This is a genomic window from Exiguobacterium sp. KRL4 (assembly GCF_001870785.1).
GTDB lineage: Bacteria > Bacillota > Bacilli > Exiguobacteriales > Exiguobacteriaceae > Exiguobacterium_A.
In genome coordinates this window covers 39422-51534 of sequence record NZ_MOLV01000011.1, presented here as the reverse complement: position 1 = coordinate 51534, position 12113 = coordinate 39422, and the positions used below count along the sequence as shown (strand labels likewise).

The 12113-nt window shown below is 47.5% G+C and carries 13 protein-coding genes and 1 pseudogene; 10 read left to right on the top strand and 4 right to left on the bottom strand.

Annotation, left to right across the window (positions count from 1 at the left end):
* The first annotated feature begins 204 nt into the window (after positions 1–204).
* The 3 genes from BLD48_RS08825 to BLD48_RS08815 all read left to right on the top strand — a co-directional run bounded on the left by BLD48_RS08825 (position 205) and on the right by BLD48_RS08815 (position 2489).
* Positions 205–1362, top strand: a complete 1158-nt coding sequence (locus tag BLD48_RS08825; RefSeq protein WP_014971385.1) for an AI-2E family transporter — start codon at positions 205–207, stop codon at positions 1360–1362.
* A 72-nt stretch (positions 1363–1434) separates the two neighbouring features.
* On the top strand, positions 1435–1758 hold the full coding sequence (locus BLD48_RS08820; RefSeq protein ID WP_071499891.1) for a winged helix-turn-helix transcriptional regulator: 324 nt from the start codon (positions 1435–1437) through the stop codon (positions 1756–1758).
* A 137-nt stretch (positions 1759–1895) separates the two neighbouring features.
* Positions 1896–2489, top strand: coding sequence for a hypothetical protein (locus BLD48_RS08815; RefSeq protein ID WP_071499940.1), 594 nt, complete (start codon positions 1896–1898; stop codon positions 2487–2489).
* Between the two features lie 39 nt (positions 2490–2528).
* On the opposite strand, the gene BLD48_RS08810 is transcribed toward BLD48_RS08815, so the two are convergent.
* A complete protein-coding gene (locus BLD48_RS08810; protein WP_071499890.1) occupies positions 2529–3461 on the bottom strand; it encodes a class F sortase in 933 nt (310 codons plus the stop codon).
* Between the two features lie 86 nt (positions 3462–3547).
* On the bottom strand, positions 3548–4918 hold the full coding sequence (locus BLD48_RS08805; protein WP_071499889.1) for a copper amine oxidase: 1371 nt from the start codon (positions 4916–4918) through the stop codon (positions 3548–3550).
* Positions 4919–5225: 307 nt separating this feature from the next.
* Between BLD48_RS08805 and BLD48_RS08800 the strand changes: the two genes are divergently transcribed.
* Genes BLD48_RS08800 through BLD48_RS08790 form a run of 3 tightly spaced genes read left to right on the top strand, consistent with a single transcriptional unit; the run spans position 5226 to position 6402 of the window.
* A complete protein-coding gene (locus BLD48_RS08800) occupies positions 5226–5522 on the top strand; it encodes a DNA-directed RNA polymerase subunit beta (RefSeq protein WP_071499888.1) in 297 nt (98 codons plus the stop codon).
* 27 nt (positions 5523–5549) lie between these two features.
* Positions 5550–5972: a 3-hydroxyacyl-ACP dehydratase FabZ gene (gene fabZ / locus BLD48_RS08795; protein ID WP_014971379.1), complete on the top strand. Its 423-nt coding sequence runs from the start codon at positions 5550–5552 to the stop codon at positions 5970–5972.
* 7 nt (positions 5973–5979) lie between these two features.
* Entirely contained in the window at positions 5980–6402 is a 423-nt protein-coding gene (locus tag BLD48_RS08790) for a hypothetical protein (protein ID WP_071499887.1), read from the top strand.
* A 185-nt stretch (positions 6403–6587) separates the two neighbouring features.
* Here BLD48_RS08790 and BLD48_RS08785 read toward each other — a convergent pair.
* Positions 6588–7310, bottom strand: a pseudogene (locus BLD48_RS08785) (RNA-guided endonuclease TnpB family protein); the annotation flags it as partial.
* Between the two features lie 169 nt (positions 7311–7479).
* Between BLD48_RS08785 and BLD48_RS08780 the strand changes: the two are divergent.
* Positions 7480–8970, top strand: a complete 1491-nt coding sequence (locus BLD48_RS08780) for an SdrD B-like domain-containing protein (protein ID WP_071499886.1) — start codon at positions 7480–7482, stop codon at positions 8968–8970.
* Between the two features lie 116 nt (positions 8971–9086).
* Entirely contained in the window at positions 9087–9518 is a 432-nt protein-coding gene (locus tag BLD48_RS08775) for a helix-turn-helix domain-containing protein (RefSeq protein ID WP_071499885.1), read from the top strand.
* 424 nt (positions 9519–9942) lie between these two features.
* Here BLD48_RS08775 and BLD48_RS08770 read toward each other — a convergent pair whose 3' ends face one another.
* A complete protein-coding gene (locus tag BLD48_RS08770) occupies positions 9943–10188 on the bottom strand; it encodes a hypothetical protein (protein ID WP_236624340.1) in 246 nt (81 codons plus the stop codon).
* 110 nt (positions 10189–10298) lie between these two features.
* Between BLD48_RS08770 and BLD48_RS08765 the strand changes: the two genes are divergently transcribed.
* Together BLD48_RS08765 and BLD48_RS08760 are read left to right on the top strand one after the other, a co-directional pair.
* A complete protein-coding gene (locus tag BLD48_RS08765) occupies positions 10299–11540 on the top strand; it encodes a UDP-glucose dehydrogenase family protein (protein ID WP_071499884.1) in 1242 nt (413 codons plus the stop codon).
* A gap of 65 nt (positions 11541–11605) precedes the next feature.
* On the top strand, positions 11606–12019 hold the full coding sequence (locus BLD48_RS08760) for a hypothetical protein (protein WP_071499883.1): 414 nt from the start codon (positions 11606–11608) through the stop codon (positions 12017–12019).
* Positions 12020–12113: the final 94 nt, after the last annotated feature.

Genomic DNA, 12113 nt, shown 5'->3' with positions numbered 1-12113 from the left:
TTAGAAGGGTTTCCATCAAACTTTAACACTTAAAGATGTAAAAAAGATATTTCAAATGTTATCTTTTAAAAAAAAGTTCGAAATGTGAGCAGAAAAAGAAAAGAATGCCCTCAACTATTTTTTGAAAATAAGGATTAGAAAAGCCGGAATAAAGGGAATCTAATGAAGGAGACGCCATTATTTTAATCATAAGGAAGTGACAAGATGCAAAAAATGTTTGAGAACAAATGGTACCGTGGTGCCTGGTGGATCATGACGCTATTGATCATCGTCTGGGTCGGCAATCATGTGACGTTTTTATTCCGACCGTTAGCGATTTTATTGCAGATGGTCGTGCCACCGCTGGCGATTGCCGGTATCCTCTACTATGTTCTGCTCCCGATCGTCGAACTACTTGAGAAGAAGATGAAGCGGCGACCAGCCGTGATTGTCGTCTTGCTCGGATTGATCAGTATCTTGACGACGCTTGGATTCATCTTTGGTCCGATGTTGTCGGATCAGATTACGGAATTCGTCAACTCGATTCCGACGCTTGCGTCACAGTTCCAGCGTCAGCTTACTGATGTCCGGGACCAATTACAAAACAGTGCCTTTTTCTCACGTTTCTTAGGGGGACAGGACGATCTGTTTAATAAGTTTTCCGGAAACATTTCCGAATACGCTTCGTCGTTTCTGAAAAACATCGGAACCGGTGTCGGCGGATTCGTCAGTGTCATCACGACGACGGTCGTCACGATTATCATCATCCCGATCATGTTGATCTATATGTTGCTTGATGGGGATAAGTTAAAAGGGAACCTTGTCAAGATGATGCCTTACGAATACCATAAGGAAACGAAAAAAATCCTCAGTGATGTCCACTTGACGATCATGAGTTACATCCGTGGACAAGTCATCGTCAGTATCGGTGTCGGGATCATCGCCTACATCGGTTATCTGATTATTGGGATTGATTATGCGTTGTTACTTGCCCTGTTTGCGACGATGACGAACATCATCCCGTTCCTCGGACCGGTCATCGGGGTCGTGCCGGCACTCATCGTCGGTTTCATCCAGGATCCGATTCTAGCGGTTTATGCGGTCGTCGTCATGACGGTCGCCCAGCAGATCGACTCGCATATCATGTCACCGCTCGTCCAAGGGAAGACACTGGATGTCCATCCGCTCACGATCATCATCGTCTTACTGGTTGCCGGTAACATCGCCGGTTTCTTTGGTGTCCTGCTTGGTGTACCGTTCTACGCCGTCATGAAAGTCATCATCTTGAATATCCGTCGTCTGTATCATCTGCGTTCACAGAAGAAGATGGTCATCGCGGAAGACGAGAAGTCGTTTAGCACGATCGTGACGACAAAAGACTGACTTTGAATTTTCGGGTCAGTTCGGTCATACTGAAAAGGTAGTGTATCGTGTCACGAAAGGGGTATGCGCCAGATGGATCAACGTCATGTAGAAGAACAGGCCGATTTATTAGCACTCCAAAAGTTTCAACATAATTTCGAGAACAGTCTCAAGTCGAGCGTCATCTATGTGTTACGGGATGGAGCCTTGACGATCGGGGAGATTGAACAGCGTCTCGATCAATCCCACGGTCAGATTCTTGAGCAACTGCAGGAACTGATTGAAGATGGACTCGTCCTTCAACAGATGTCAGAAAAGGTACAAGGCTTGGCGTATTCCTTGACGGGTCCGGCGGAAGAACTCGTTCGCCAGTTCAAGGAATCGATTTCTTGGAGTAAACAACATATCACGTACTGATTGAATCTACCCTTGAGCAGATGCTCGAGGGTATTTTTGTATGATTATAATTGTGAAAAAATGTATAATTATTGAATCGAAAGCGACATAATAAGGGGGAAGAAAGTTGACGTCAGAGTAGGAAAGAAGGAATGGGTGTGAAAACAATCCTGTTGTATGTCTTGATACCGGTATGCGTCATCTTAGTCATCGTGAAATGGATCATTCCCGTCATGGGGTGGGGAGCGGACTCTGAACCTGTCGAGCCGAATCCGATTCCCATCATGCAAAAGTGGGATGAGGATCAATTGAAACAATTTGACCTGGAAAATCGGGTGGGTGTCCGTTATACGCTTGGTGGACTGGAAGTCGAGACGTTAGCGATGAAACAGCGGGACGCGGTCCGAACGACACCGTTGTTACGTGTAGCCATCTCGAAAGAAAAACTAATTCGAATTGGCTCTGCTTCGGATCATTTGTTGGCATTGACGGTGACGATTAAGAATCAATCAAATGATCCGATTAAACTGTCAGAAAAGCTGGGGGAGTATGAAACAGGTGGGAAAACGGTCCCTGTCATGCATGAGCAACATCCTCTGACTGGTTCTTATCGGGCTGGAGAAGAACGAACAGGAATGGTGTTTATTCCGACGAATCAGAAGCAACTGACGGCTGGACACCTCGATTTGCGCTACAAAACGATGTCGGGCGAAAAACAGCTACGTGTTCCGCTTCATCAACAAAAAAACTGACCGATTCGTGCAGAGATCTGCTTGAATCGGTCAGTCTACTTATTTTTGAACGGCACTGAATGCTTCTTCTGATTCGATACCGGCTTTATTGACGGCCGTGATGATGAATCGTCCTGTAGCGTCTTTCGGTAACGGGAAGGCTTTACGTTCGATGGATTCCGTCGCACCTAACTTTTTCCGTTTCCCGTCCTGTTCCTGATAGACGTTGTACTGGACAACTTCTTCATCCTTAGATGCATACCAGTTGACGAAACCGCCGGATACCCGGACGTTCGTCGCCGGTTTCGGTGGCGTTTTGACAGGGTCGGACGCTTTTGGATCGAGTTCTGTGAAGACGACAAGACGATTGTCGTACGTGCCTTCGTTTTCATCATAGATACCGATACACGTAATCAAATTTAAGTTCCGTTGATCGGACGCTCCGAAGATTTTTTCGAGTGGCGCATCGAGATGACCATACTCTACGAGCTTCTTGACCCGGAAGACAAGCGTTCGTCCAGACTCATCCTTGATTTTGATCGTGTCGCCTTTTTTCAGTTCATCGAGCCGGTTGAAGACGGCGGGACCGGTCTTCGTGTCGGTATGGCCGTCGATGACGGCATTGCCGACGTCACCCGGACGAGGACCGAACTTGTACCAGCCGACCTGCTGTTCATTTTTCGGAGTGCCCATGGCGCCTTTTTTATCTAAACCGACCTGCTCGACGTTCGTTTTGACATCGATTTTATCGATGGCTAACGTTTTTGGAAGTTCGACTTCATTGGTCGAAAGACTTTTAAATTCTTTTTTAAAGATTTCTGATGGTTTGAGTGGGTCTTCCTTTGTCTCGGAAGATGCCGCAGACTCAGTTTTTGCATCGCCTTGTGTGATAGTTGTTTTCGTTTCATCTGTGTTTCCGAACAATAGAAAAATTAACGTACCGATTGAAACGAGCATCAAGAGGATGCTGACCGGTAATAACCATTTTTTCAAGACACGTCACTCCTTTCCGAGACAAAGTCTCTTACGAAGAAAAAGGATAGTGCCGAGGCGCTATCCTTTTTAGTATACCCAATTTCTTATGCGTTTTGACGTTTACGTGCAAGCACGATTCCAGCTGCTCCAAGAGCAAGACCGAAGAGTGCGATTGCGCCAGTCGTTGCTGCTGTATTGTTGTCGCTCATACCGCCGTTACCTGTGTTCGGCATTGATTCTGGTGTACCGTCCATGAACTTCTCTGGTGATTGTTTGACGATCGCTTCACCAAGGTTCGCACCGACGCCGTACATGTAAGCGTAAGACTCACGGAACGTGTCGACAGAACCTTTGTAGTCGCCTTCGACATACTGCATGAACGTATCTTGGACGTAAGTCTCATGACCAGAAACTGCTTCTTGTGCTGCTTTTGTCGGAAGGTTTTCTTCCGTTGCTGCGCCAAGGAAGGCACCGAAGTCATTTGAGAACATTTTGAGCATGTCTTGCGCGTCACCCATCAATTTCTTGTCGTCGTTGATTGCTGCTGTGACAAGGTTTGCTTGTGCTTCGATATGGTTTTTCGTCCAGACTTGCTCGAACTGATCTGCACCCGCTTGACCGTAAACGGATTTCATGGCCGCTTTGAAGTCCGCTGTGTGCATGTCTTCCGCCCAGTTCGCTGCATCGTAGTCTTTCGCTTGATCGACGCCAGCTGTCATGCTGATGTTTGCAAGAGCGACGTGCTCAGCTGCGAGGCTGTTGAGTGTTGACCGGAGGTCAGCTGCTTTTGTGTCGGCTTTCGTGTTGTCGAACTTCTCAGGCATCTGTGTTGTGATCGCGACTGAGAGCGCTTTTGAGATGTCATACATGCGGCTGTAGCCTTCACGGAACGTGTTGTACGATCCTTCGTAGTCACCGGCTGCATATTGTTGGAATGTTTTGTAGACGTCTGCTTCATGCGTACGGAGCACTTCTTCCGCTGCTGCCTTCGGCAACTTACCTTCTGTTGCTGTATCTAAGAAACTCGAGAGGTCTTGGACGAACTCTTCCGTTTCCGCTTTTGACGCATTGATGCCGTCTTGGTCGTCTGCTTTGACCGCTTTGACGAGATCCGTTGTGTATTTGTTATGGTCGACGAAGATTTTCTCGAACTGTTTCGCGCCTTCTTCACCGTAGACCGATGCGATCGCTGGTGTCATGTCGAGTGCGTTCTGTTTGAGTGCTGCTTCGTAATACTTAGCATCTTTTGATCCGTCATATTGTTTTTTCATGTCCATGACGGCAAGCACGAAGTGCTCAGAAAGTAACTGGTCGAGTGTCGCACGAAGGTCAGCGGCTTTTGTGTTGACCGTGACGTTTTTCGCGCCGTCCTCATGTTTCATTTCATCTCCGCCACCAGAAGCGAATGCTGCCGTTCCTGGTAATACGAGTGCTGCTGCCATAGCTGTTGCTGCGAATTTTTTAGTGTGTTTCATCTTGATATCATCCTCTCAAATTTGGGTGTGTCTAACATGTATTTGGTAGTTGTTGTCTGTATCGTTCTGAACAGCATACGCGCCCGGATTTTATTTGGATTGAAAAATCGATAAAGTTTTTTTGAAAAAGGGTTCGAATCCACTTTGCTTCCTTATATAGAAATCGAGAAACTTTTTTTACAAGTTCATCGTTTGTGCGTGTTACACTTGAAAAAAGAACCGATTTGTACCTAAGTTGCAACTATTTAATACCAGGTACTAATATGCTATACTGTTCTTTAGACTGAACCAATGAAAGGTGATCAAGATGGTACAAAATCAAGCAGGAACGGACCAACCGACCCGTGAACGTCTGAAACGTAATCAACAGATAAAGAACGAGGAACAACAAGAGCAGGAACCAAGGCAGCGTAAAAGATTACGCGAGTATTCCTCACGCCGCGTTCCGATCATTGCGCGTTTGTTGATCATTCTTCTTCTTGTCGTCCTTGCGTTAGTCATCGGTGCGATGGTTGGATATGCGACACTTGGTGGTGGCGAAGCGATGGATGTCCTCAAGCTCGACACATGGACCCGCATCACCGATTTTTGGACGAAATCTTAAACTAACCAGTGATTGGAGCTGTGTGATATGTATACGATCGAACAAATCAAGGAAGTGATTCCACACCGTTATCCCTTTTTGCTCGTCGACCGGATTCTAGAAGTCGAAGAAGGCAAGCGGGCTGTCGGCATCAAAAATGTCACGGCCAATGAAGAATTCTTTAATGGCCATTTCCCGGATTACAACGTCATGCCGGGTGTCTTGATCGTCGAAGCCTTAGCACAAGTCGGTGCCTTTGCCGTACTGAAGATGGAACAGAATCAAGGCAAGCTTGCCTTTTTTGCCGGGATTGAGAATTGTCGTTTCAAGCGTCAAGTCGTACCCGGCGATCAGCTCAAACTGGAAGTCGAACTGACGAAACTGCGTGGACCAATTGGTAAAGGGCGTGCCACAGCCACAGTCGATGGGGAAGTCGCCTGTACTGCTGAACTGACTTTCGCGATTAAGTGAACATGTGATGAAGCGCTGGATGATTCCATTGGCGATTTCGTTGCTTGTCATTCCTGGTTGTCAGCGTGCGGACAAGGTAGAGACCGCTTCCCCGACGGTCATCATCGATCCTGTCAAACGCGCCGGACAAACAGAAAACATCTCAGCTCAGATCTCAGCGACGGAAAACGATCGGATGCGCCTGACGATCCGGACGGCAAACGATATCCGACTCGACGACCAACAAGTCGATATTCGTTTGGAAGTCGCCAATCAGTCGATTCCGTTCCCGTTTGTTTCATTCGAAGCGAAAAAAATGGGAGAAGTCAGAACCTATACGTCGGATACGACGATTGAAGAGCAAGTCTTTGACGAAAACCGGTTACCGGTGCTCATCATTGATGCAGGTGCAGGACGCGGGATTGAAATCCCGCTCGAAGTCGTTCGCTGAACCAAAAGAAGCATACGATAACCATGTGTTCCCCGGTTATCGTATGCTTCTTTTTTGTCTGAAGGAATTCAAATCTTGTTATTTTTTAAAAATATACTGGTTTAATTTGCCTGCTTTGTTTAAAATTTAGGTAGCACATATGTGAACAACTCACCACTTATTTGCTTCGCAAATTGAAGTGGGCGCTTCTTGGCGAGGATCACCCTCGCCTTCTCTCGGTTCTTACTCCCGATTTTCTTGCGGGACAAGGCGCGTTGCGCCTTCTTTATCTTCTCTTCGGACTTTCGAAGGAAACGAGGATTGTCAACCTTCTCAGAAACCCGCTCATCATTCGTCAGGATGGCGAAGTGCTCCAGACCAAGGTCGATTCCTACTTTATTCTTGGCTGGAACCCATTGCGCTTCGGCTTGATCTACAAGGATGGAGATGAAGAATTTCCGGGTCTTCGTCATCGAGACCGTCGCGGACTTGATCACACCATCAAACGGACGATGTTGTTTCAACTTCACAAAACCGATTTTAGGAAGTTTCACCTTACGATCTTCGATGCGGATGCTCCCCTTCAGATTGTTGGTTGTGTAAGAGTCACGGTCGTTGTGCTTCGACTTGAACTTCGGAAATCCGACAGACTGATCTCGAAAAAAGTTGTGATACGCCTTGTTTAAGTCCATCTGAGCGTTCGCAAGAGAAAGACTGTCGACTTCTTTGAGGAAAGGGAATTCGGGCTTGTACTTCGCTGGGGTTGGGAGCTTCTGCTTCGTGTGAGGGTTGAGCTTCGAATCTTCATACAATCGGATACGCTCTTCGAGCATCTTATTGTAGACGAAACGGACACAACCGAACGTCTTCACGAAATATTCTTGTTGTGGTTTCGTCGGATAGAGTCGAAACTTGTACGCCTTCAGCAAAGCAATCACTCCTTTCAATTTGATTCGTTATACTCATTTTATCGAACGATTGGAGTCTTGAAAAGACAGGCGATTCATCTCCCACCTACGCTGGGTTTCACCCTGAGACGCTTAGAGGTGGGAGAATTCTCGCTAAATTTAGTTAAAGAATGGAGCGGAAACAAACATCATGCGAAAAATCGGAATGTACATACTCGCCTGTCTGCTCGTCTTTGGTGTCATCACACCAGCGCAGGCAGAAACGGCATTATCGTGGGATGTCAAAGGAACGGGGACGAATCCGTACACACTGACCTTTACAGGAGAAGGTGTCGTCAATCTCGAGTCAGAAACAGAATTGGTCTTTGAAAATGGCGTGACAGGACAGGACATCGACATCACGAAGACACCGATCGTGACGTTTACAGCAGAGACCGCACCGGTCGTCAAAATCATCTCGGCGGATCAAACAAAAACGATCCTGATCGAGTTTGGCCGTGAAGTCAAAGAAGAACCGACTCCAGAGGAACCGGTGACGGAAGAACCACCTGCAGAAGAGCCGGTCAAGGAAGATCCTCCTGCAGAGGAACCTGTTGAAGAGGAGCCGATCAAAGAAGAACCAGTGACGGAAGAACCGAAGCCGGAGACGGAACAACCGGTCGCAACGACAGGAACGATCAACGGAATCATCTGGTACGATGAAAATGAAGACGGTATCCGCCAAGACAAAGAAACGCGTATCAGTGATGTGCCGGTCTATCTTTTGAACACGGATTATGACGTCGTCGATGAAGCCTACACAAAAGACGGTCTCTATTCGTTCAAGGACCTGAAGCCGGGCACGTATTATGTCCAAGTGTACGGCATGGATATCGGCTACTACTACACGTCCCCTAAGCATCAAGGGACGGATCCAACGATTGATTCCGATCTGAATGATGAAGATCTGGCACGCGTCAAACTTAAAGCAGGTGACATCGTTAAGATCGATGCCGGTCTGTATGGTCAAGATGAGGAAGAAATGGACTTTGCGAACCTGTTACTTGTTACGAACTTCTTCGATGCGAACGCAGACAAGATTCCAGGCTACTCTGAGCAAACACTTCCTGCGACGTACACAGTAACGGATGCGATCACCGGAAAAGACGTCTATACGGAGAAAATCGGAAAAAACGATGCCTTGATGATCGAGATGACACCAGGAACGTATACGATCAAAACGGAAGTTGCTTCCGGATACACGGTCGAAGCAATGCACCATGTCTCACTCGATGACTTGGCGATGTCCTTCGAGCTGACGAAAGTCGAAGCGAAGGCGCTCGCTGTCGGAATGGCAGATGAAGACGAAGAAGAATTCCAGGAGTACGATGAATTCCTCAAACTGTTTAAACGAAAAGCAGCAACGGATTCGGTTACGTTGACGGATGAGACGATGGGCTATTTCCTTCTCGCAGAAATCGCGAAAGCAAAACCAGTCGTAGCACCGAAGCCGACACCGACTAAATCATCGGTCAAGACGGTCGAAGCGCCGGCGACGAATGTGGCCGATCAACAAACAACGAACACGACGTCAAACGAACGTCTCCCGCAAGCGGGTGAAGACAAACCGTTCCCATATGCAGCGACGGGAGCAGGTCTCGCTATAGTGGGACTGTGGTTACTGCTACGACGTGCAGGATAAGTGAAACCCTCTGGACCTCATCGGTTCAGGGGGCTTTTTAATGTGTGTCTTGATTGACACACACGCACACACGTGTGTATAGTAAGGGTATCAAATGAATGGAAAGAGGGATGACGATGTTAACGACAAAACAGATCAGTGAATTGTTACGTGTCTCGGAAGAAACGGTCCGTCGTTGGATTCGGACAGGCGAGCTGCATGCCGAACAAGATGGTAAAGGCTACTTGGTCGATGAACTGGCGTTAAAACGTCTCGTCGACGAGAAGTCACAGATTCCAGGCAACGCGATGAACAAAGTTCTGCCGATCATCAACGATTTGTTTGGACCGGAAGCAGCAAAGTTCGCGAAGTCGAACTTGTTTGACCCGCTCCGTCAATCGATGGATCAATCGGCACCGCCACGTCCGGAAGCGTCACCGGAATCGGTCGCAGAAGAACTGAGCCAGCTGAAACGGAAAAAACGTCGCCTCGAACTCGAACACGAACTGAAGTTGCTCGAGATTGAAGAGAAGATTGCCGTCCTGGAACAGAAGGCGAACCGTTTTTAAATAACACGTTACAAGACGGAAAGGGATGACTCAAAAGTCAATCTCTATACAGACGAGGGTGGCAGATTGTAGTTCTGCCACTATCGTCTCGTTCATAAGGAATTACTCGCCTTGATATGCTCCTCAATAGGTAGACAGATGAAATAAACAATCTGTTTTTCTATTAGGGGGGTCTTTTTTATGACAAGAACTAAGCATTCCGTTGAACAAAAATTGGATGCACTTCGAATGCTTGCATTCAGGTGGAGTGGCTTCTTTCGAGGAATCTTCTTCATCGAAACCCTATACGAAAGAGATAAAACAAGCAGCTTTCCGTGATTACCACGACGGTAAGTTTGGACCACCAGCCGTCTTATGACAAAAAAAGACCAGTCCCGCGTGCGGAACAAGTCTTGTTTGATTGATGTGCGGACACCGCTCGACCTCAAGGAGAGGTAGAATCGGTCGTCCGTTTTTTCTTGCGCCGCCAATACCAGTAGCCAAGTCCGAGTGTAATCGGGATGGCAGCCAGGTAAGGATTGGCTTCTAGATAACTGATGATCTCAAACAGCGCGAACCATCCACTGAGTAACCCGAGGATGAGTAAGATCGTCCGAATCGCTTCAGGAAGCTTGCGGATACGATATGCGAAGAGACATACGAGGCAAAAGATGATAATCGCCACGAGCATTCCTCCCATTCCCGTATCCAGTATAGCGTATTCGAAAAGCTTTTTCGATGCACAAATCGCTTTCGCTCACGTATAGTGAAGACAGGGAAACTGACGAAGGACGTGATGAGATGCAAGTAACAGTAATTGGAACAGGGTACGTGGGTCTTGTGACCGCGATTGGACTAGCCGATGCGAAACATGAGGTGGTTTGTGTCGATTTAAATAAAGAGCGGATGGAGCAACTGTCGAACGGGGTGGCTCCGATCACCGAGGAAGGAATCGAAGAGGCGTTACAACAAAATAAAAGGCGTCTGACCTTCACGACGGAGTATCCGGTATCTGACCTGTACCTGGTAGCCGTCGGGACACCAGAACGGGCTGATGGGAGTTGTGATTTATCGGCAGTCGAAGCAGTGGTTAAGTTAATCCATTCGATTCAACCAGATGCGGCTGTCGTCATGAAGTCGACGATACCACCAGGCACGACGGAGAAGTTGCAGACGGCCTACCCGTCGTTACGTTTTGCGATGGTCCCGGAGTTCTTACGGGAAGGCACAGCAATTCGTGACATGCGAAACCCACATCGCGTCATCATCGGGACACATGATCAACAGTTGGCAAGTAATTTGACGGAATTATTCAAGACGAATGCGCCAATCGTGCATGTCGATCCGACGACAGCCGAACTGACGAAGTATGCGGCAAATAGTTTTTTGGCCGTCAAAATCAGTTTCATCAATGAGATTGCGCGACTTGCGGATATTGTCGGAGCAGATGTCGAGGATGTAGCACACGGGATTGGTCTTGATCCACGAATTGGTCCTGCGTTCTTAAAAGCGGGTGCTGGTTACGGCGGCTCTTGTTTTCCGAAGGACATTGCGGCATTGACGACTCTGGCACACCAACAAGGGGAACATCTCCATGTGATTGAAGCAGCCGACCGGACAAACGAAGCACAACTGCAATATGTCCTCGACAAAATCAATCCAAGTCCCGGTCTTCATGTTGCTTTGCTGGGATTAGCTTTCAAGCCGGGAACGGACGATTTACGGGATGCGCCGGCATTACGTCTTGCCGAACGATTGATGAAGATGGGGGTTATCGTTACCGGTTATGATCCGGCAGCGAAGACGCTGCTTGATCAAAAGGATTCGATTGAAGAAGCCGTTGCAGGTGCAGATCTTGCGGTCATCATGACGGAGTGGGATGAAATCAAACAGATCACGCCAAAACTCTTGGTCAAACAGATGAAATCAGCGCGTCTGGTGGACGGCAGGAACTGTTGGGCTTACGTCAATGATCCAGGAAACGTCCAGTACGAAGGGATTGGACGTCCGAATAAAACATTTTCGAACAATCAAACCTTCTGAACTGTCATATAGGATGAGTCCACTGTGGATTCATCCTATTTTTTATACAGAAAAGGAGAAGACGCATGAAAATCGATTACTTTACTGTCATGCCAAGTGGTCCCAAAGGCGCACTTGAAACTCACTGCCTGACGAACGGAAACTGGTACGAACGAATTAGTGAAGAGTGGGAACGGGCGATTCATTACGGGGCGGGGGTGATCCGGGTTAAAGACAAAGGGGTTGAATTACGGATTCCGATTGAATTCGGACTCGGATACGTCCTACAGTACTTACGGCAATTCGTAGCAGCAGAACGACATACGATGGATCAGGCGAGACGACATCTGCACCAGCAACTCGAATGGATTGGTCGTGGCTTACCGATTCAATTGCGTCGTCTTGATGAAGTGATTGAACTGACGGCGGACACCGACCATCGATTTCGTCGGGACGCTTTTTTGGAAGCGATCGAACAAGCCAATCAAAGTATATCTTGATGTAGAAAACCACCACTTCGAATAAAGTGTGTGGTTTTATTTTATTTCACAAAAATATTGACTTGCGTGAAATTCTATATATTTGTAAGCGTTT